At 65.0% G+C, this 20,543-nt stretch carries 17 protein-coding genes and 1 tRNA gene; 6 read left to right on the top strand and 12 right to left on the bottom strand.

Annotation, left to right across the window (positions count from 1 at the left end):
* Positions 1-32: 32 nt before the first annotated feature.
* The 5 genes from EBMC1_RS16805 to EBMC1_RS16785 form a co-directional block, all read right to left on the bottom strand.
* Positions 33-1,025 carry a DNA polymerase III subunit delta' gene (locus tag EBMC1_RS16805; RefSeq protein WP_003051679.1) on the bottom strand — a complete coding sequence of 331 codons (993 nt, stop codon included), beginning with the start codon at positions 1,023-1,025 and terminating at the stop codon, positions 33-35.
* Positions 1,013-1,639 carry a dTMP kinase gene (gene tmk / locus EBMC1_RS16800; RefSeq protein WP_003051675.1) on the bottom strand — a complete coding sequence of 209 codons (627 nt, stop codon included), beginning with the start codon at positions 1,637-1,639 and terminating at the stop codon, positions 1,013-1,015. The genes EBMC1_RS16805 and tmk overlap by 13 nt, the downstream gene beginning before the upstream one ends.
* Complete coding sequence (locus EBMC1_RS16795) at positions 1,636-2,748, bottom strand: D-alanyl-D-alanine carboxypeptidase family protein (protein WP_156001430.1); 1,113 nt, start codon at positions 2,746-2,748, stop codon at positions 1,636-1,638. The genes tmk and EBMC1_RS16795 overlap by 4 nt, the downstream gene beginning before the upstream one ends.
* A gap of 117 nt (positions 2,749-2,865) precedes the next feature.
* Complete coding sequence (locus EBMC1_RS16790; RefSeq protein WP_051066452.1) at positions 2,866-3,876, bottom strand: septal ring lytic transglycosylase RlpA family protein; 1,011 nt, start codon at positions 3,874-3,876, stop codon at positions 2,866-2,868.
* Positions 3,860-4,852: a lytic murein transglycosylase gene (locus EBMC1_RS16785; RefSeq protein ID WP_003051667.1), complete on the bottom strand. Its 993-nt coding sequence runs from the start codon at positions 4,850-4,852 to the stop codon at positions 3,860-3,862. Before EBMC1_RS16785 ends, EBMC1_RS16790 begins: the two co-directional genes overlap by 17 nt.
* 226 nt (positions 4,853-5,078) lie before the next feature.
* Here EBMC1_RS16785 and EBMC1_RS16780 point away from each other — a divergent pair.
* Positions 5,079-5,168: transfer RNA gene (locus tag EBMC1_RS16780), tRNA-Ser, on the top strand.
* 13 nt (positions 5,169-5,181) lie between these two features.
* On the opposite strand, the gene EBMC1_RS16775 is transcribed toward EBMC1_RS16780, so the two are convergent.
* Positions 5,182-5,880 carry a 2OG-Fe(II) oxygenase gene (locus tag EBMC1_RS16775; RefSeq protein ID WP_003051664.1) on the bottom strand — a complete coding sequence of 233 codons (699 nt, stop codon included), beginning with the start codon at positions 5,878-5,880 and terminating at the stop codon, positions 5,182-5,184.
* A 183-nt stretch (positions 5,881-6,063) separates the two neighbouring features.
* Here EBMC1_RS16775 and EBMC1_RS16770 point away from each other — a divergent pair, with 183 nt between their 5' ends.
* The 4 genes from EBMC1_RS16770 to EBMC1_RS16755 all read left to right on the top strand — a co-directional run bounded on the left by EBMC1_RS16770 (position 6,064) and on the right by EBMC1_RS16755 (position 13,368).
* Positions 6,064-9,267 (top strand): autotransporter outer membrane beta-barrel domain-containing protein, encoded by a 3,204-nt coding sequence (locus EBMC1_RS16770; RefSeq protein ID WP_003051660.1) that lies wholly within the window; start codon positions 6,064-6,066, stop codon positions 9,265-9,267.
* Between the two features lie 258 nt (positions 9,268-9,525).
* The gene (locus tag EBMC1_RS16765) at positions 9,526-10,047 is read left to right on the top strand and encodes an RNA polymerase sigma factor (RefSeq protein WP_003051657.1); all 522 of its coding nucleotides are present in this window, start codon (positions 9,526-9,528) and stop codon (positions 10,045-10,047) included.
* Positions 10,037-10,978 carry a FecR family protein gene (locus tag EBMC1_RS16760; RefSeq protein ID WP_003051653.1) on the top strand — a complete coding sequence of 314 codons (942 nt, stop codon included), beginning with the start codon at positions 10,037-10,039 and terminating at the stop codon, positions 10,976-10,978. The genes EBMC1_RS16765 and EBMC1_RS16760 overlap by 11 nt, the downstream gene beginning before the upstream one ends.
* A gap of 2 nt (positions 10,979-10,980) precedes the next feature.
* Entirely contained in the window at positions 10,981-13,368 is a 2,388-nt protein-coding gene (locus EBMC1_RS16755; RefSeq protein WP_003051650.1) for a TonB-dependent receptor domain-containing protein, read from the top strand.
* Positions 13,369-13,390: 22 nt separating this feature from the next.
* On the opposite strand, the gene EBMC1_RS16750 is transcribed toward EBMC1_RS16755, so the two are convergent.
* Both EBMC1_RS16750 and EBMC1_RS16745 read right to left on the bottom strand, forming a co-directional pair.
* Positions 13,391-14,530 (bottom strand): acyl-CoA dehydrogenase family protein, encoded by a 1,140-nt coding sequence (locus EBMC1_RS16750; RefSeq protein WP_003051647.1) that lies wholly within the window; start codon positions 14,528-14,530, stop codon positions 13,391-13,393.
* A 111-nt stretch (positions 14,531-14,641) separates the two neighbouring features.
* Complete coding sequence (locus EBMC1_RS16745) at positions 14,642-15,835, bottom strand: acyl-CoA dehydrogenase family protein (protein ID WP_003051642.1); 1,194 nt, start codon at positions 15,833-15,835, stop codon at positions 14,642-14,644.
* 170 nt (positions 15,836-16,005) lie between these two features.
* Between EBMC1_RS16745 and EBMC1_RS16740 the strand changes: the two genes are divergently transcribed.
* Positions 16,006-17,082, top strand: a complete 1,077-nt coding sequence (locus EBMC1_RS16740; RefSeq protein ID WP_003051639.1) for an MBL fold metallo-hydrolase — start codon at positions 16,006-16,008, stop codon at positions 17,080-17,082.
* 222 nt (positions 17,083-17,304) lie between these two features.
* Here the strand turns inward: EBMC1_RS16740 and EBMC1_RS18580 are convergent, their stop codons facing one another.
* From EBMC1_RS18580 to EBMC1_RS16725, 4 genes are all read right to left on the bottom strand, one after another.
* Positions 17,305-17,703 carry a hypothetical protein gene (locus tag EBMC1_RS18580; protein WP_156001426.1) on the bottom strand — a complete coding sequence of 133 codons (399 nt, stop codon included), beginning with the start codon at positions 17,701-17,703 and terminating at the stop codon, positions 17,305-17,307.
* A gap of 158 nt (positions 17,704-17,861) precedes the next feature.
* Positions 17,862-18,122, bottom strand: a complete 261-nt coding sequence (locus EBMC1_RS16735) for a DUF1467 family protein (protein ID WP_003051636.1) — start codon at positions 18,120-18,122, stop codon at positions 17,862-17,864.
* 3 nt (positions 18,123-18,125) lie between these two features.
* On the bottom strand, positions 18,126-19,760 hold the full coding sequence (locus EBMC1_RS16730) for a ribonuclease J (RefSeq protein ID WP_003051633.1): 1,635 nt from the start codon (positions 19,758-19,760) through the stop codon (positions 18,126-18,128).
* On the bottom strand, positions 19,757-20,542 hold the full coding sequence (locus tag EBMC1_RS16725) for a type III pantothenate kinase (RefSeq protein WP_003051630.1): 786 nt from the start codon (positions 20,540-20,542) through the stop codon (positions 19,757-19,759). The genes EBMC1_RS16730 and EBMC1_RS16725 overlap by 4 nt, the downstream gene beginning before the upstream one ends.
* Position 20,543: the final 1 nt, after the last annotated feature.

Raw genomic sequence — 20,543 nt, 5'->3', positions numbered from 1 at the left:
GCCTTAGCCGCTGGCGCGGCCAAGGGAAAGCGTCAGCGTGCCGCCTGCCCGCCGCGCGGCGCGAGTTCGGCGAGGCAGTTACCGATCTCGAACCCCACCATCGCCCCGTCATAAGACCCGCGCACCGCATCGCGCACCGTCCGCTGGATGCGGTCCCATTGACCGAGCACCGGTGCGATCTCTCCCAGCGGGCGTTCGCGCGCAAGCTGGGCCAGCAGGCCCGGCACGATGTCGATCACCAGTTCGAGCCGCGCCCGGTTGCTGGTGCCCCCGACTTCGCGCGCCAACGCTTCGCGTAGCCGATTGTCGCGATCACCGCCGGTCGCTATCGCCAGCAGCTTCTTTTCCATGACCGCGACATCGCTGTCGATGAGCGCCAGCGCCTTGCCGGGAACCCCGCCCGAAGCCGCGACGATCGCGCGCACCTCGGCCATGTCGAGCATCGGGCGCAGGTCGTGCAGCCACGCCGTCATGACGTCACGCTCAACGGGTTGAAAACGCAGAATTCTGCAGCGTGACCGGATTGTGGGCAACAGGCGCCCCGGCGAATGACTGACGAGCAGGAACAAGGTTTGCGCCGGCGGCTCTTCGAGCGTCTTGAGCAGCGCATTGGCGCCGTCGGCTTCCAGATCGTCGACCGCATCGATGACAACGACGCGCCACGCGCCGAGCGACAGCGAAAGATGAAGGCGGCGGATCATGCCGCGGACCTGGTCGATCGTGATGTTGCGCGCGAGATCTTTGCTCTTGTCCTTCACCTGCCGCGTCAGATGGATGATCTCGGGGTGATTCCCCGCCGAAACGAGCCTGCCCGCCTGTTCATCGCCGGGATCGTCGAGCGACAGCGGCGCACCTCCCTCGCCCGCCCGGTCGTGCGTGACCAGAAAGCGGGCGACCCGTGCGGCAAAGGCGCCCTTCCCCATCCCCTGCGGTCCAGCGAGCAGCCAGGCGTGGTGGAGGCGGCCACTTGTCCAGGGCTCCAGAAAGGCCTTCTCGGCGTCGTGATGGCCGATCATGGCAGCCATTCGGCAAGCTCCGACAACAGGGCGGCGGTAACCGCGGTCGCCGGCGCATCGGCGTCGACAAGGCGCCAGCGTTGGGGCTCCGCCGCCGCAATCTCAGCGAAGCGCGCGGCGAGCCGGGCCTGATAATCGGCGGGCTTGCTGCCCATGCGATCGGCGCCGCCGGCATCGCGCGCCGCCAGTCGCCGGTGCGCCTCTGCCGCGGAAACGGTCAGGAGGAAGGTCCGGTCGGGCAACAGGCCAAGCGAACCGAAGCCGTGCAGCATCATGATGTCGGCGTCGGTGATCCCCCCTCCCGCGCCCTGATAGGCCCGGGTTGAATCGACAAAGCGATCGCATAGCACCCAGGCGCCACGTTCGAGCGCGGGCCGGATCGTGCGCGCGACATGATCGGCGCGCGCAGCGGCGAAGAGCAGCGCTTCGCTACGCGCGTCCCACCGATCGTCGTCCCCCTCCATCAACAGCGCGCGGATCGCCTCGGCACCAGTGCTACCGCCCGGTTCGCGCGTCGCGACGACGTCGATCCCGCGTTCGGCAAGCACAGCGGCCAGCGCGCGGATCTGCGTCGATTTGCCAACCCCTTCGCCGCCCTCGAGCGTGATGAAACGCCCCCTCATCGCCCGGCGAGCCGATAAAAACCGCTGCGCAGCCGCGTCCAGGCGCCATCAGCCCGCGCGACATCCTTCGCCGCGAGCAATGGCGTGGTTTGCGGCGGCAGGCCGTCGGGGGTCACGATCAGACGCGCGATCGGAGTGCCGCGTTCGATCGGGGCGTTTTGCGGGCTGCGGCTCTGCATCGCGGCGCGATAGCCGCCGGCATATCCCTTGGGAACCGTCATTCGGACCGCAATACCGGCTTCGGCCATCACGCTCGGCCGTGCGCCGCGTTGCACCTCGACCGCCCCGACCTTGGTGCTAGCGGGCACCAGTTCGCGGCCTTCCCACGCGTCAAAGCCCCAGCGCATCAGCCGTTCGGCCTCGTCGCGCCGCGCTTTTTCACTCTTCATGCCCGCGACCACCATAATCAGGCGCCGGCCATCGCGCTTTGCCGAACCGAGAAAGCAATAGCCCGCTTCAGCGGTGTGGCCGGTCTTGAGGCCGTCGGCCCCGGCAAAGCGCCCCAGGATGGGGTTGCGGTTCGGCTGGATGATCGGCTTGCCTTCTGGCGACACGCCATGCTGCAAGCGCGGGATCGAAAAATAGCGCGCATAACCATCGGGATGGTCGCGGATCAGCCGGTCCGCCAGCGTGATAAGATCGGCAGCGCTTACCTTGGTCACGCCGCCATCGGGCCAGCCGTTCGGGGTGCCGAACTTGCTCGACGTCATGCCGATTTTGGCCGCCATCGCATTCATTCGCCTGACGAAATCGGCTTCGCTGCCATCGATCCCGACCGCCAGCGCCGCGGCGGCGTCGTTACCCGACACGGTGATCAGGCCCTTGAGCAATTCATCGACCGAAATCTTCTCGCCGGCGCGCAGGAACATCGTCGACCCGCCGTTGCTGCCGTTCCATTTGCGCCAGGTCGCTTCGCTGACCGTGAAGACCTTGTCGCGCGACAATTCGCCGCGCTTGATCAGGTCGAGCACGACATAGGCGGTCATCACCTTGGCCATCGAGGCCGGCGCGAAGCGTTTGCCCGCGCCGCGGGAAAAAAGGATCGCGCCCGAATCGAGATCCTTCAACATCACGATCGGCGCTTCGGTTACGTAGAGCGGCCTGCTCACCGCGCCCGGCTTCGGCTTGTCATTCCCTGCCGAAGCCGCCGGAAAGGTGCTTGCAAGCGCCGTGACCGCCAGTCCGGCGCCTATAGCGCGCGCGATTCCGTTTCGACGCTGCACGGCTTAGCGGTCGCGCAGGACGGTCGCGTCGCGGAAACCTTTGGCTTTCGCCTTGTCCTGTGCGGCTTTTGCTTCGCCGTCGCTGGCAAAGGGCCCCAAGCGGACGCGCCACAATTTGCCGGCCTTGTCGACATGACCGCCGACCGACTTGGCCGCGAGGTTGGCCCGCGCTTCGCTGCTGAACGCGCCGACCTGAACGACAAAGCTTCCCGCAACCGCCTTGGGTGCGGGTTCCGCTTTCTTTTCGGGTGTGGCCGGCTTGGCCGCCGGCATCGGCTTGGCAGGCTCGGGCTTTTTGCTGCTGGTTACCGCCATCCGGTCGTCGCCGGGTTTCGCCTGGGCCGACGCCACCGGCGGCGCCGGTTGATCGGGGACCGTAGCGGCCGCCGGCTTGGGCACCGGCACCTGCTTGATCTTCGTGCGCAGGATCGACAGCAGCGATTCGGGCGTTGCCAGCCGCTCGGGCACCGCCCTGCCGGCACGAAGCTGCACGCGTTCGGCCGCGGGCGGGTTGGTCCGGCGGACGCGAACCGCGCTCACCGCGTCGGTCAGCCCAAGCTGGGCAGCGGCACCGCGCGACAGGTCGATCAGCCGGTCGTTGCTCATCGGTCCGCGATCGTTGACGCGCACCAATATCGTGCGCCCGGTATCGAGCGCCGTTACCTCGACATAGCTGGGCAGCGGCAGCGTCTTGTGTGCCGCACTAATACCGTCGGGGTTGTATATCTCGCCATTGGCGGTCGGCTTGCCCGCCGCTTCTTCGCCATACCAGCTTGCATAGCCGACATCGTCATAATCGGCGACATCCGCGGGCGTGTAGGTCGTGCCCGCGATGGTATAGGGATCGCCGAGTTTCACCGGCACGTCCGATACGCCATTGTCGGCAGGAGCTGTCGCGGGCGCAGCGGCGACCGCCGTATTGCTCTTGCCGTCAAAGCTGCCGCATGCCGCCAGCGCCAATGCCGTTCCTGCGACCAGCGTGGCCGCGCCCCCGCCCCTAACGATCGATTTCATCCGCCAGCAACCCCACAGAAAGTGCGTAAAAGTTCGAACAATTATAGTCGAGTATCGCACGATAATTACCGGTCAGCAAATAGGCGGTCTTTCCCGGGCCGTCGGGTTCGAGCAAGGTCGCCTGAATATGGTCCGCCGGCCAGCGTCCGCTCACTGGCTGGAACCCGGCGGCGCGCCATTCAGCCATCGACCGCCAGCGGCTGTAGCGGGCGAAAACGCGCGGGCAGCGTGTCGGCTCGAGCCGGGTTCCCATTGCCGAACGGTCGAAGCCGTCGGGAACGCGCACGGCAACGCCCCATGGTTCGCCCGCATGCCAGCCTGCCCGGCGCAGGTAGGAACCGATCGACTCGACCGCGTCGGCCTCGCTCGACCAAATGCGGGCAACGCCGTCGCCGTCGCCGTCCTCGGCAACCTTGAGATAGACCGAGGGGAGGAATTGGGGATAGCCGAACGCGCCCGCCCAACTGCCCTTCAGGACGTCGCGCGGAACGCCCTTTTCGACCATTTCGAGCGTCGCGATGAATTCGGGTTCGAAAAGGCTGCGGCGGCGCCCCTCATAGGCGAGCGTCGCCAGCGCTTCGGGCAGGTCGAAATTGCCGGTTACCGCCCCATAAGCGGTTTCATGTCCGAAGATCGCGATCATGATGCTCGTCGGGACGCCCGTCCGCTCCTCGATCCGCGACAGTAGCGGCAACAGGCGGTCGTGGACGCGGCGCCCGCCATTGATGCGCGCGGCATCGACATGCTTCGCCTTGTAAGGCGCGAACGCCGGGATCGGCGTATCGGGACGCGGCGGGGCGCCCAGATTGTCGCGATCGAGCGCGACGACGCGCGCATTGAAGCGCAGCCCGCTCGTCACCCGGTCGAAGGTCGCACGCGAAACGCCGCGCGCCTGCGCCTTGGGCCAGAGCGACTGAACATAGGTGTCGAAGCCGGGATCGGCCGCCTGCGCGTGCAGCGGCGCCGAAGCCGCCATGGTCCAGGCCGAGAGGAGGACACCGATCCGGGCAAGGAGGCGTCCGATTCTGAATGGTTTAGCGTGCATATGTCCCACCCTATAGGGCGTGTCTGCCACGGATACAGCCCCCTTGGCCAGCCATGGGCAGGACAGGACGAGTCATTCGCGCGCCGGACCGTTCGCACCGCGCGCGCCAAAGGTTTCGCTTGCCGCGCGCCGCCGCCGCGCTATGTCGGCGCCGCAAGGACAGGTGGCCGAGTGGTTTAAGGCAGCGGTCTTGAAAACCGCCGTAGCGGCAACGCTACCGTGGGTTCGAATCCCACCCTGTCCGCCATCGCCGCACGCGCCTAACGCGCGTCGTGAAATATGATGCCGAGCGTGAAGCGCTCGCCCCTGCGAATCTCGCTGACGCCGTGGCGCATTTTGACGCGGTAGGTGCCGCGTGTTCCGGCTCGCGGTGCTTCGTTGACCGCGAACACGACCGCGTCACCCATCCGCAGCGGCACGACATGTGCGCGCGACTGCATTCTCGGGCGCTGTTCGGTCAGGACGAATTCGCCGCCGTCGAAATCGACTTCCGGCTCGGACAGCAGGACCGCCACCTGAAACGGAAAATGGAGGTCGCCGTAAAGATCCTGATGGAGGCAATTATAGTCGCCGGCGCGGTACCGTAGCAGCAGCGGCGTCGGCCGGACCTGTCCCGACGCGTGGCAAAGGCTTGTGAAGGCGGGCAGATCGGCGGGAAAGGAAGCGTTCGCTCCCAAACGCGCCGCCCATCGGTTCGCAAGCGGCGCCAGGCTTTCATACAGGCGCTGCCGCGACCGTTCGAGGACAGCGGGCAAGGGATAAGCAAAGTAGCGATATTCGCCGCGGCCAAAACCATGACGCTGCATCGTCACCGTGCTGCGAAAGCGCTCGTCGGCGTCGAACATCGCGGAAAGATCGGCGCAATCGGACGGGGTGAGCAGCTTCGGAAGCCGGTGCCATCCCCGCCCTTCCAGATCGGATTCAAGCTGCGGCGTCCGTATTTCCGGCTCGGCGGTCATTGGCATCCTCCCTCTTCGTCGTGCGGTGAGACGCGGCGAATAGCGGGACCGTACACCCGATCCGTTCCGTTTCTTGCGGCCAAAAGCCGGCGCAGGACTTTTTTCCAAGGTCGCGCGCGGCGCGCTCCGTCTTGTGTTCGGTTCCGGGCCATCGACCCGGGGGGACATCAAAAGAGGAACTCCATGCGCAAGACCCTGCTGGCATCGACCTGCCTGGCGACGATCATCGCCATGCCCGCATACGCCGAAACGAGCATCACTACCGCGACGACAACGCCGGTCAGCACCTCGACCGTCAAATCGGGCGCAGCCGACGATATCAAGATCGCCTCCGCAGGCTCGATCAAGCCGACGAGCGGCACGGCGGTCACGATCGACAGCAACAACAAGGTCACCAACGACGGCACGATCCAGATCACCAATTCGGACGGCGCGCGCGGCATTTTTGCCAATGCGGGTGTGACCGGCACGATCACCAATTCGGCGACCGGCAAGATCATCATCGACGAAAGCTACACCCCCACCGACATCGACAATGACGGCGATCTCGACGGGCCCTTTGCGGTCGGATCGAACCGCGTCGGCATCGCAACCGGCGGCGCCTTTACCGGCAATATCGTCAACAGCGGTGAAGTGACGGTCGAGGGGAATGATTCGGCGGGCATCCGGCTCGGCGGGCCGCTGACCGGCAATTTCACGACCGACGGCAAGGTATCGGTCATTGGCGACCGCGCGCTCGGCGTCGGACTGCAGGACGTCACCGGCAATGTCCGCCTCGCCGGCACGATTACGGCGCAGGGCGTGGATGCAGTCGCCGCGCGGCTTTCGGGCAACATCAACGGTGCGCTTGTCGTGCAGGGGACGCTCACCGCCACCGGCTATCGCTACACGACGGCACCGTCCGACCCGTCGAAGCTCGACGCCGACGATCTGCTGATCGGCGGCCCGGCACTGTCGATCGAAGGCGATGTCAGCGGCGGTATCGTCCTGGCTGTCCCGCCCAAGGACACGAACGCTGCCGACAAGGATGAGGACAAGGACGGCATCGACGACGACAAGGAAGGATCGGCGGTCGTCCGCTCCTTCGGTTCGGCCCCCGCGATGCGGATCGGCTCGGCGGACCGCGACATCGCGATCGGTGCCGTTGCCGGAACGGGAACCGGCTTCGGCCTGATCATCGACGGTTCGGTGCAGGGCAACGGCCTTTATGCGGGCAAGGACGCGACGGCGATCCAACTCGGCGGCATGGGGCATAATGTTACCATCGCCGGCGGCGTGGGTATCAGCGGCAGCGTTCAGGCAACGTCGAAGGATGCGTCGGCAACCGCGATCCGCGCCGGTGCGGGAACGATCACGCCCGAAATCCGCAACGCGGGCAAGATCGAGGCGACGGGCGGCAGCAGCGCAACCTCGTCGATCACCGGCATCCTGGTGGAAGCGGGCGCCGACGTGGCGCTGATCCGTAACAGCGGGTCGATCTCGGCCAAGGCCGGGGGCGATGCCGCGACCGCGCGCGCGATCGTCGATCTGTCGGGCAATGTCGACATGGTCGAGAACAGCGGCGCGATCAGCGCGAGCGGCGCGTTCGCGTCTTCGGATCGCAATATCGCGATCGACCTGTCGGCCAACGGCGGCGGCGCGACCGTCAAGCAGACGGCGGTTGCATCGGGTGTCACCGCGCCGTCGATCACCGGCGACGTTCGCTTCGGCACCGGCAACGATATCTTCGACATCGCCGACGGTTCGGTGAAGGGGAACAGTTATTTCGGCGCCGGCGACAACCGCCTCGCGCTGTCTGGCGACGCCACCTATGCCGGCAATGCGCGCTTCGGTAGCGGCAATGACACGATGGCGCTGACGGGAACGTCGGTGTTTACCGGCAATGCCGACTTCGGCGGCGGCACGGACATCTTGTCGATCGGCGGCACCGCCCGCTTTGCGGGGCAGCTCACCAATGCACAGGGTCTTGCGGTGTCGGTTGACGGCGGCGTCTTCGACATTGCCGGCGCGGCCACCATCTCGTCGCTCGCGGTGACCAACAAGGGCATCGTCGCGGTCACGCTCGACAGCGGCAGCACCGGCACGGCGTTGCAGGTGACCGGCACGGCCAGCTTTGCCGCCGATTCCAAGCTGGCGCTGAAGCTGTCGAGCATCGAGGATGCCGAGGGTTACCATGTCGTCCTGACCGCAGGAACGCTGACCGGCGCGAACAATCTGACCGCCACATCGACGCTCGTGCCCTTCCTCTACAAGGGTACGCTGACCTCGACGGCGAACGAGCTGCGCGTCAACATCGCGCGAAAGAGCACGAGCGAGCTTGGCCTCAACCGGTCGCAGGCGTCGGCGTTTAACGCGGTCGTCGATGCGCTTTCGGCCGATCAGGTGGTCGAAGGCGTCTTCCTCGACATCGTCGATGGCGACCAGTTCCGCAATCAGCTCAACCAGATGCTGCCCGAACATGAAGGCGGCGTCTTCGAAACCGTCACTTCGGGCTCGCGCGCGCTCGCACGCTATCTCCAAGATCCGAACGCGCCGTTCCAGGACGAGGGTAAATGGGGATATTGGGTCAACCAGGCCGTATGGGGCACGTCAAAGAGCATCGGCGATACCGCAGGTTATGATGTCAGCGGCTGGGGCATTTCGCTCGGCGCCGAGATCAAGAGCGGCATCGGCAATTTCGGTGCGTCGGCGGCCTTCCTCAGCGGCAAGGACGGCAACAGCAGCAACGACAGCGAGGTCAGCTCGACCCAGTGGGAAGGCGCGCTCTACTGGCGCCTGAATTCGAACGACTGGCTTGCTCACGCGCGCGTTTCGGGCGCTCCGATCCGGCTCAAGGGCACGCGCGTCTTCAGCGCCGAAGCGGGCGCCGAGGATATTCGCGAAACGATGCGCGGCAAATGGGATGCGACGCTGTGGTCGGCATCGGGCTCGATCGCACGCGACGCGCAGCTTGGCGGGATCAGCTTCCGGCCCACGCTCGCGGTGGATTATTTCAAGCTCAAGGAAGACGGCTATGCCGAAACCGGCGGCGGTGACGCGCTCGATCTGACCGTCGCCGGCCGCAGCAGCGACGAACTGTCGGTCAGCGGCACCGTCGCGCTTGGGCTCGAGTTCGGGGGCGCCGACGAATATGACGGCTGGACACGCTTCGAAATCGAAGGTGGCCGCCGCCAGATCGTCAGCGGGTCGCTGGGTGCTACGGTTGCGTCGTTCAAGGACGGCACGCCGTTTACCCTGGTCCCCGATGATCGCACGAGCGGCTGGGTCGGCCGCATCCGTGGCATCGTCGGCAATTCGGCCTTTCAGGCCGGCGCCGAAGTGTCCGCGGAAGAACAGCAAAGCCATATCGGCTGGGCGTTCCGTGCAAGCCTGCGCGTCGGCCTCTAAGCCCCCCATCGGGGCCGGTCGCAGCCGCAAGGGGGAGGCACTCCCTACCCCCGCCTCCCCCTTGCAAAGGCCGCCGGAATGACAGCCTCCGGACCCATGCCGATGCGCCGGTCTGCTTCGGTACCGGTGCACGGCCCCGATCGACCGTGGTTGCAAGCATCCCCGCTGCCGCTATATGGCGGCATCAGCGGGGGGGCGTATGGTGCCGGTCGGGCGGACCGGGACCGAAGAGGAATGGCGTTCCGAAACAAGTTCCGAATGACCGAGGCGAATGACCGATCCGACGGGGCCCACGGTATCGAGGGCGTCCTGCTCGCCAACCGCGACCGGATCATCCGGTTTCTGACGGTTCGCGGCGCGGGCGATGCTGCCGAAGATCTGTTTCAGGATTTGTGGATGCGCCTGACCGAACGCCACAGCGGCCCCGTAGCCGACCCTCTCTCTTATGTCATGCGCGCGGCCAATAATCTGATGCTCGACCGCTATCGCTCTGTGCGTCAGAGCCAGTTGCGTGACAAGGCGTGGGGCGAAGCGAGCGCAGTGCAGAAACCCGGCGCGGAGGCGGTGCTTATCTCGCGCGAGCAATTGGCGATGACCGAGCGCGCCATCGCTGCGACCGGCGATCGTCCGGCGCATATCTTTCGTCGATTCCGCTTCGACGGGGTATTGCAACGCGATATCGCCGCCGAAATGGGCGTCAGCATAAGTACGGTGGAGGCCGATCTCCGCAAGGTTTACGCCGCGCTCGCTGCCGTCAGGAGGCAATTCGATGCCGGCTGACCATGTGACCGCGAGCGAAGCCCAGGCGATCGACTGGATCGTTCGCCAACGCGCGCCCGACTTTGCCGATTGGGACGGCTTTGCCGACTGGCTTGCCGAGGACCCTGGACATGCCGAAATCTACGATGCGTTGGCGAGCCTCGACCTCGATCTCGATGCGTTGCCCCCCGCTGCGCCGTCGGTATCCCCGGCGAATGATCCGGCTGAAATCGATCGGGGCATGCCGCGTCGCTGGTGGCTTGGCGGAGCGGTCGCCGCGGCGATCGTCGGGGTCGTCGCCCTCCCCTCGCTCGACCTGTCGGGCGGCCGGAACGTGATCCAGACCGCCGCGGGCGAGCATCGCACGATCACCCTTGCCGACGGCTCGCGGATCGAGATCAACGGCGGCTCGACCCTGCGACTCGACAAGGACCGTCCACGCTTTGCCCGGCTGGAAAGCGGCGAAGCGATGTTCCATGTCGTGCACCGCAGCGACAGCCCTTTCGTCGTCGAAACGGGCGGTACGCGGATCGTCGATCTGGGGACGGCCTTCAACGTGGTGCGCGCCGACAATCGGACCGCGGTAGCGGTTTCGGAAGGCATCGTGCTCTATTCTCCTGACCGCGCCAAGCTGCGGCTGGTGGCAGGGCAAGCGATCGATGCGCGCGACGGCGATACGCAGCCCCCGCGCATACGCCGCGTCGATACCGCCACCGTCGGTGGATGGCGGAGCGGTCTGCTGGTCTATGACGGCGCGTCGCTTCAGACCGTCGCCGACGATCTGAAGCGGACGGCTGGGATATCCGTGCAGATCGATCCCTCGGCGTCGCGCTTGTCGTTCCGCGGCACCCTCGTCGTCGACAAGGCGAGCGATCGCACCGTGGCCGACCTTGCGGCGCTGTCGGGCGCCAAAGCCGAGCGGCGCGGCGATGGCTGGGTGGTCAGCCGCTGACGATGCGCACGCGCCTGTCTCTTGCGCTGGGGCTCGCTACGATCACCCTGCCCGCGCAGGCGATGGCGGCTGAAGAACGCGCCTTCGACGTGCCGCGCGCCAGTCTTTCGACCTCGCTTCCATTGCTCAGCCGTCAGGGCGGTGTCAGCATCAGCGTCAGCGACCCGGCGCTGTGGCGGACGCGGATGCGCCCGGTGCGCGGGCGGATGTCGGTCGACGAAGCGATCCGGCAGATGCTCGACGGCACCGGCGCGCGCGCGGTGCGGGTCAGCGCGACAAGCTGGCGGATCGAGAAGCAGGTCGCCCCGCGCTCCGTACGTCGCCCGCCCCCGCCGCCTGCGGCGCCTGCTGCAGCGCCGCCGCCCGAAGCGCCGCCCTACGAATTCATCGTGACCGCGACGAAGGCCGACCTGCCCTATTCCAGTTTTGCGGGCGTTGTCACGCGGATGGATGGCGACGATCTGGCATTCGGCGGCGAGCGCGGTACGGAATCCATCTTGTCACGAATGGCCACCGTGTCGTCGACCCATCTGGGCTCGGGCCGCAACAAGCTGTTCATCCGCGGAATCGCCGATTCCAGCTTCACGGGGCCGACACAGGCGACCGTCGGGCAATATTTCGGCGATATTCGGCTGAGCTACAACGCCCCCGACCCCGACCTGCGCCTCTATGACATCGACAGCGTCGAGGTGCTCGAAGGGCCGCAAGGCACGCTCTATGGCGCGGGATCGCTTGGCGGCATCATCCGCGTCGTGCCGCGCGCACCCGACGCGCGAGAGGCGAGCGTACAGGCAATCGCCGGTCTGACCGCGACCCAGCATGGCGAACCGGGCGGCGATATCGGCGCCATCGCCAATGTCCCGATCGGCGACGGCGGCAGCGCGCTGCGCCTTGTTGGCTATATGATCACCGACGGCGGCTATATCGACAATCCGCTGCTCGGCCAGAATGACGTCAATCGCGTAACGGTGCGCGGCGGCCGCGGGACATTGCGCCTTGTCCCGGCGGACGACTGGACCGTCGATATCGGCGGCGTCTATCAATCGACGACCGCCGATGATGCCCAATATGCCGACAAGGATGCACCGCCGCTGACGCGCAATTCGCTCGTCGAGCAGAATGCGCGCAGTCGTTACGGGATGGGCACGCTCGTCGTCACGCGCGACTGGGACAATCTGCGCCTGCAATCCTCGAACGCCTATATCGATCACCGGCTTTACGAGCGCTTCGATGCCACCCCCGCGGGGGGCGACCCGCGCGTTCTGGACCAGTTCAACGACACGCGCATGTGGGCGAGCGAGACGCGATTGTCGCGCCCCTATAGCGATGGTTGGGGCTGGGTGGTCGGCGCAAGCATCGTCGACAATGAAACGCAGCAGCGCCGCGAATTCGGCGGCATCCAGATGCGGTCGGCACTGACCGGCGTCACCAACCGCGTTACCGAATATACCGGCTATGGCGAGTTGACGGCCGAGCTTTTGCCCGATGTGATTGCTACGGCGGGGCTGCGTTACTCGCACGCACGCTTGGGCGGAAGCGGCGAAGACGTCGCCCTCGCTCTGGCGCTCGCAGCGGCGGGCAAGGCGATCACCGCGCATCGCAACGAAAGCGACCTTCTTCCTTCCTTCGCCATTCTCGCGCGGCCGCTATCGAACCTGACGCTTTATGCGCGGTATCAGGAGGGGTTTCGGCCCGGCGGCCTCGCTGTCGACGGCAATTTCGTCCGCCGCTATCGCAACGACCGGGTTCATACGTGGGAAGGCGGCATAAGGCTTGGCGAGCGCGGCCGCACCCCGTTCGATGCCAATATCTCCGTATCGCACACACGCTGGTTCAACATTCAGGCCGATTTCATCGACGGCAACGGCTTTCCGACGACCGCCAACATCGGCGACGGGCGCATCACCAGCATCTCGGGATCGCTCGCCGTCCGCGTGACGCCCACCCTCTCCTTCGATCTGGGCGCGGTTTATAACCATAGCCGCGTCGATGATCTGGCACCCCAAATCGCGCTGGTTGCCGATTTCGCGCCGGGCCGGTTGGGGCGGATTCCCAATGTCGCAAGCCATGCGGTACGCGGAGCGATCACCTATGCGTCGCCCGTCGGCGACGATGAGGAAATCCGGATCAACGGCTGGGCCAACTATATCGGACCGTCGCGGCTCGGGATCGGGCCGGTGCTTGGCGAAGGCCAGGGCGATTATGTCGATACCGGCCTTGCGATGCGGCTCGGCAACGGGCGGCGCGGCCTGTCGGTGACGCTGACCAATCTGCTCGATTCAAAAGGGAATCGGTTCGCGCTCGGCACGCCCTTTGTCGAGGGGAGCCCCGGCTATCTGACACCGCTGCGGCCGCGGACGCTGCGGGTCGCCGTCGACATCGCTTATTGAAAGCGATGCCGACGGCACGCCCTCATTCGGCGAGGGTCAGTTGCTCGAACCGGTCGAGGTGATAGTCGGCGCTGCCGAACTGCCCCTCGATCATCGTCGCACGCTTGAAATAGTGGCCGATCGCCAGTTCCTGCGTGATGCCGATGCCGCCGTGCGTCTGGATCGCATTCTGGCCGACGAATTTCGCGCCGCGGCTCACCTTCGACTTGCACGCCGAAACGGCCGCCTTGCGCGCATCGGGCGCGAGGTCGAGCTTCAGCGTGCCCATGATCGTCATCGACCGCGCCTGTTCGACTTCCATGAACATGTCGACCATGCGGTGCTGCAGCACCTGGAACTTGGCGATCGGAACGCCGAACTGCTTGCGTTGCTGGGTATATTCCAGCGTGCCTTCGTGCAGCTTCTGCATCACGCCGGTCGCCTCGGCACAGACCGCGACGGTCGCTTCATCGACAATCTGTTCGATCAGCGGCAGCGCGGCGCCTTCGCCGCCGAGCAGCGCATCGCCCGGGACCGCGACATTTTCGAAATAGATTTCCGATGCGCGGTTGCCGTCGACGGTGGGATAATCGCGGCGCACGATGCCGGGAAGATTGGCGTCGATCAGGAACAGCGACACGCCATCCTGGTCGCGCTGGCCGCCGCCGGTGCGCGCGGTGACGAGCAGATGGGTCGCCCAGGGTGCGGCATAGACGACGCCCTTGTGACCGTTCAGGACATAGCCCGCCCCGTCCTTCTTCGCAGTCGTGCGTAGATTGGCGAGATCATAGCGCCCCTGCGGTTCGGCGTAGGCAAAGGCGACGATGGCGTTGCCGCCGATGATTTCGGGGATCATCGCATCGGCCTGCGCGCCGCCGACGGCCTTCAACGCGCCGCCCGCGATCACCACGGTCGGCAGATAGGGCTCGATCCCGATGACCTTGCCCAGTTCTTCCATGACGATCGCATTTTCCAGCGCCCCGCCGCCAAGGCCGCCCTGTTCTTCCGAAAAGGCGGCGCCAAGCATTCCGAGTTCCTGCGCCAGCGCCGTCCAGATCGCCGGATCGCGCCCGCTGTCCGAATTGATGAACTTCTGACGCGTCTCGAAATCATAGGTGTCCGAGAGGAAGCGCGACAGCGTGTCGCGGATCATGTCCTGCGTTTCGGTATAGGTGAAATCCATTGTCGTTATCCTCGATTTCAACGTCATCCCGGCGAAAGCCGGAATCTCACCGCCGCATCATGGCAACAGGTCGAGATCCCGGCCTCCACCGGGATGACGGCGATTATGTGATCAGAGCCCCAGAACCATCTTCGCGATGATGTTGCGCTGGATCTCGTTCGACCCGCCATAGATCGTGGTCTTGCGCATGTTGAAATAGGTCGGCGCGGCGCGGTGTGCATAGTCGGGACCGATCGGATGCTCGTTATCGCCTTCCCCGAAGCCGCGGAAATAGGGCGCCCCGTAATGGCCGACCGCTTCCAGCGTCAGTTCGGTGAGCCGCTGCTGGATTTCGGACCCCTTGATCTTGAGCAGGCTCGATTCCGGCCCCGGCCCCTTGCCGGCATTGGCACCGGCCAAGCTGCGCAGTTCGGTGAATTCAAGCGCGGTCAGGTCGATCTCGAGCTCCGCGACCTTGCGCTTGAAGAAGGGGTTCTGAAGCAGCGCCTTGTCGCCGTCGAGTTCGGTGCGCGCGATCGCCTTGACGCGTTCGACGCCGCGCTTCGACGAGGCGACACCGGCGATGCCCGTGCGTTCATGTGCGAGGAGGAATTTGGCGCAGGTCCAGCCCTTGTTCTCCTCATAGACGCGCTGCTCGACCGGCACGCGCACGTCTTCGAGGAACACTTCGTTGACCTCATGCTCGCCGCCGAGCGTAATGATCGGACGCACGGTGATGCCGGGCGACTTCATGTCGATCAGCAGGAAGGAAATGCCCTCCTGCTGCTTGGCGTCCTTGTCGGTGCGAACGAGGAAAAAGCCCCAGTCGGCATGCTGCGCCATCGTCGTCCAGGTCTTCTGGCCGTTGACGACATATTCATCGCCGTCCCGCACTGCGACGGTACGCAGCGAGGCAAGGTCCGATCCCGAACCGGGCTCCGAATAGCCCTGGCACCACCAATCCTCGCCGGACAGGATGCGCGGCAGGAAGCGCGCTTTCTGTTCGGGGGTTCCGAAGGTGTAGATGACCGGGCCGACCATCGACAGGCCGAAGGGCATCAAGCGGATACAATCGGCGCGCGCGGTTTCTTCCGAAAAGATGAAGCGCTGCGTCGGGGTCCAGCCGGTGCCGCCATATTCGACCGGCCAGGCCGGCGCGACCCAGCCCTTTTTGTAGAGTATCTTGTGCCACGCAAGGAAGTCTTCCTTGGTCAGTTCATCCCCTTCGTCCTGCTTGCCGCGCAGCTCGGCGGGGTAATTTTCGGCGATGAAGTCGCGCACTTCCTTCTGGAAAGCGAGATCTTCGGGGCTGAACTCCATGTCCATTTTCTGATTCTCCCTTGGGCTATGGCGCCCTTATAGAAAGCGCTCACGTTTACGTAAAGGTAAGTTGCGCGACGAAACGCAGTCGTCCGGAGACTGCGCCGAACATCGGCCCTTGTCCAGACGCCCGCGTCGTCGCATGAAAGGAGCGGACCAAGGGGCGGGAGAGGAAAATGCGGAAATCTTTGCGGCTGCTCGTCGCGCTTGCGGTGCTGATCGCGCTGTGCGGCGGCGCGGCGATGCTGTTCCAGCAACAGATCGGCATGTGGGTGTTCAAGCGCGGCGTCGAACGCGGCGTCGGTCGCGATCATCTCGCCGGTCTGCCCGACGGCTTGCACGTGGCGCTGTGCGGCACCGGATCGCCGCTCCCCAACCGCGATCGTGCTGGCGCCTGTACGGTGGTGATTGCCGGCAAGGCGATGTTCGTTGTCGATGCCGGCGAAGGCGGCGCGCGCAATATCTCGCTGATGGGGCTGCCCAATGGCCAGATCAAGGCGCTGTTCCTGACCCATTATCATTCGGATCATATCGACGGCATGGGTCCGATGATGCTGCTGCGCTGGACGGGCAGCGGCAACAAGTCGCCCCTGCCCGTCTATGGCCCGACGGGACTCGATCAGCTGATCGGCGGCTTCAACGCGGCCTATGCGCTCGACAATGGCTACCGCACTGCGCACCACGGGCCGGTCGTGACCCCGCCCGCCGCGGCAGGTGCGACGGCCCTGCCATTCGCAACGCCCACCGAACCGGTTGTCGTCTATGAAGCCGATGGTCTCCGCGTGACCGCCTTTCCGGTCGATCACCGCCCGGTGCAACCCGCGGTCGGCTATCGCTTCGATTACAAGGGGCGCAGCGTCGTCCTGAGCGGCGATACGGCGCCGTCGAAGATGGTCGAACGGGTCGCCAAGGGCGCCGATCTGCTGGTGCACGAAGCGCTGCAACCCGAAATGGTCAAACTGATCGCTGCGCAGCTCAAGGCGTCGGGCCGGCCGCAGACCGGGCAGATCATGCACGACATCCTCGACTATCATGCAAGTCCTGCGCAGGCGGCGGACAGCGCGAAAGTCGCCGGGGTGCGGATGCTCCTCCTCAGCCATATCGTCCCGCCCTATCCGTCGCGCTACCTCGACGCCGCGTTTCTGGGTGACGCGAAGCGGCGCTATCCGGGGCCGATCGTCGTCGGCGAAGATGGCGACTTTTACTCGCTTCCCGCGGGCAGCACCGCGATCACGCGGGGGAACTGGTTCTAGCAATTCGGGGGCGGGAGTCGGAATGGCGGCGAGCGACCGGTTGCGGTCGTTTGGGCCTATCCTAACCCGTTCGCATCGAGCGAAGTCGAGATGCCCCTCGGCCTAGATGTTGCATCGATGGGTGTCTCGACTTCACTCGACACGAACGGAAAATGAGGTTCCTCGACTAGCGACCGGTTTTCGCCATTCCAGTGATTGTCAGAGCGTGCTGTTGTCGGACGGTCATTGGATCGGGGCACCGACTTGCCTTGGTTTTTTCCGGATGCGCCCGAGGCGGTCTAAAACTTGGAGACGCTTCAATGGAACGCCTCGATACTCGGTTGTAGAGCTACGACCGCTCTGGTCGGTTACTAAAAGTAACACTCGCTGCCCAAGTGGTGTTGTATCAAATGTCGCAGACAAGGCCTTGAAGTCTGCGGCCTGTGCCCCGTTACTCTCACAAAATTCGGGCAGAGCCTTAGCGAAGAGAGCGACAGCAACTTCGAGGCTGCCTGACGGTTTTCCACGCACAACGCGACCGTTGAGAAAATCGACTTCTATCAATGCTTCTGGAGATGACGCAGCTTCGCCAAATACATCTATGGGGTAGTGGCCAATCACGAACCCCAAGCCACTGGCCATCGAATCTGCGAGGTTATGCCCTATGGCGCAAAGGCGATCATGCTTCATACACAGACTTTGCCAGCATTTGCGTCCGGTTTCTACATATGCTCGCACCGAAGCAGACAGTCCGCTTCCCACCCCAAAGCAGCCCTTCTACCCTAAACCGCCCTGCCGCGTCAGGCGCGGCCGCTCAGGACGTCAGGGTTTGTCCAGCCGTTGATATAGGCGACATAGAAGAGGCCGAAGGCGATCGTGGCGACGATCGTGATCTGGATCAGAATGCGCAGCGGGTGGAAGCGCGCGGGTGCGCCCGGTTCCTGGCCATCGATCAAGGGCACGGCATCATCTTCGGCACGGCGGCCGTGGAAGGGCAGCACGAAGAAGGTGCTGAACGCCCAGATAAGCAGGTAGATGGCGAGTGCCGAGGTCCATTTCATGGGTCAGATATCCAGAATCAGCACATCGACGATCGGCTTTTTGCCGGTCCAGTCGGTTGCGATGCGCCGGACGCCAAGACGGATCGCTTCCTTGAGGGCATCGCGGTCGCGCGCCGGGGATTTGGCTGCCTTTTCTGCAGCGGCGTTCATTTCGTCGAGAAAGGCTTCGCGCTCGTCCTCGACCGGCACGCCGCGATACTGGATCGCGCTGTCCGCGAATTTGCCCCTAGACAGCACGACCGCGACCGAAATCTGGCCGTAGAAGGACAATTTGCGCCGCTCGTTGATCGTTTCGCCATCGGCGGGCAGGATCACGTCGCCGTCGAGAATGAGTCGGCCCGAACGCACGCGCTCGAGGATACGAGCGGGACCGGGGGCCAAGCGGACCAGATCGCCATTTTCCTGCACCAGCGCGTCGGGGACGCGTTGTTCGAGAGCGAAACGCGCCTGTTCGTGCATATGGCGGATCTCGCCATGCACCGGCACGATCAGCCTGGGACGCAGCCAGCCATAAAGCGCCGCAAGTTCCGGCTGCCCCGGATGGCCGCTGACGTGAATATGCGCCTGCTTTTCGGTCACGGTCAGAATGTCGCGCGCCGCGAGCTGGTTCATGATCCGTCCGATCGCAATCTCGTTGCCGGGGATCTGCTTCGACGAAAAGACGACCGTATCGCCCGCCTCGAGCTTGATCTGGTGAATCCCTTCGGCGATGCGCGCGAGCGCGGCGCGTGGTTCGCCCTGCCCGCCCGTCGCGACGATCATCACCTTGTCGCGCGGCAGCCGCATCGCTTCGTCGAAGTCGACCGTCGCCGGGAAATCCTTGAGATACCCCGCGGTGCGTGCAACGCCCAAAATGCGATCGAGCGACCGCCCCGCGACACACAGGGTGCGCCCGGTGGCCTTGGCGACCTGCCCCAGCGTGTCGAGGCGCGCCGCGTTGGAGGCGAAAGTGGTGACGACCACCCTCCCCTTCGCCGCGCCGACGGCGGCGAGCAGACCATCGCGCACGCCGCCCTCGGTACCCGATGCCTGCGCATTGAAAGCATTGGTCGAATCGCAGACAAGCACATCGACGCCTTCATCGCCCACCGCGGTCAGCGCCGCGGCGCTCGACGGTGTGCCGATGACCGGATCGTCGTCGAGCTTCCAGTCGCCGGTGTGGAAGACGCGGCCATAGGGCGTGTCGATCACCGCCGCGCTCATCTCGAGGATCGAGTGGGCGAGCGGCATCAATCGGATACCGAACGGGCCGATGCGGAACTGCGCATCGATATCGACAACCTTCAGCTCGACCTCTTTCTCCAGCCCTTCCTCGGCGAGCTTGTGCGCGATCAGGCCGGCGGTGAAACGATTGGCATAGAGCGGCACGCCAAGGTCGGCGGCGAGATAGGGAATCGCGCCGATATGATCCTCGTGCCCGTGGGTCAGGATGATGCCGAGCAGGTCGGCCTTGCGATCCTCGATAAATTCGAGGTCGGGCATGACGATGTCGATGCCGGGATAATCCTGCGACCCGAAGCTGACGCCGAGATCGAGCATGATCCACTTGCCGTCGCAGCCATAGAGATTGGCGTTCATGCCGATCTCACCCGACCCGCCGAGCGCGAGGAAAAGCAGTTCCTTGCCGGGAACGGTCATGCCGAAATGCCTCTCTGATTATAGAGGTGCATCAACCCGTTGAGCGTCAGATCGGGTTCGACCCGGTCGAACAGATGCGCCTGTTCCTGAAACAATATCGCGAGCCCGCCCGTCGCGATGACGGTGACAGGCTTGCCGATTTCCGCCTTCATGCGGTGCATAAGCCCCTCGATCATCCCGACATAGCCCCAATAGACGCCGATCAGCATCTGGCTTTCGGTGGTGCGGCCGATGACGCTGTTCGACGCCGGTGCTTCGATCGCGATGCGTGGCAGCTTGGCGGCGGCATTCACGAGCGCTTCGAGCGACAGATTGACCCCGGGCGCGATGATGCCGCCGAGATAGGCACCGTCGGGCCCGATATGATCGAAGGTCGTCGCAGTGCCGAAGCTGATGACCAGCTTGTCCCTGCCCGGCTCGATCGCTTGCGCCGAAATGGCGTTGCAGGCGCGGTCGGCGCCCACCGCCTGCGGCTCGTCGACCTTGAGCGCGATGCCCCAGCTTACCGGTTCGCGCCCGGCGACGAGTGCCTCGACACCGAAATATTTGTCGGCGAGCAACTGCAGATTGTGGAGTGCACGCGGCACGACGGTCGAGATGATCACGGCGTCGATTTCGGCACGGTCGAGCCCTTCGAGCCGCAGCAATTGATCGAGCCACACCATATATTCGTCGGCGGTGCGCCGGTCGTCGGTCGCGATGCGCCAGCGCGCGACCGCCATCGAGTCGCGGAAAACAGCGAATTTCGCGTTGGTGTTGCCGACATCGATCGCGAGCAGCACG

This window comes from Sphingopyxis sp. MC1 (genome assembly GCF_000371385.1).
GTDB classification, from domain to species: Bacteria; Pseudomonadota; Alphaproteobacteria; order Sphingomonadales; family Sphingomonadaceae; genus Sphingopyxis; species Sphingopyxis terrae.
The sequence above is the reverse complement of the archived record's forward strand: the minus strand, read 5'-3'. Positions and strand labels throughout refer to the sequence as shown.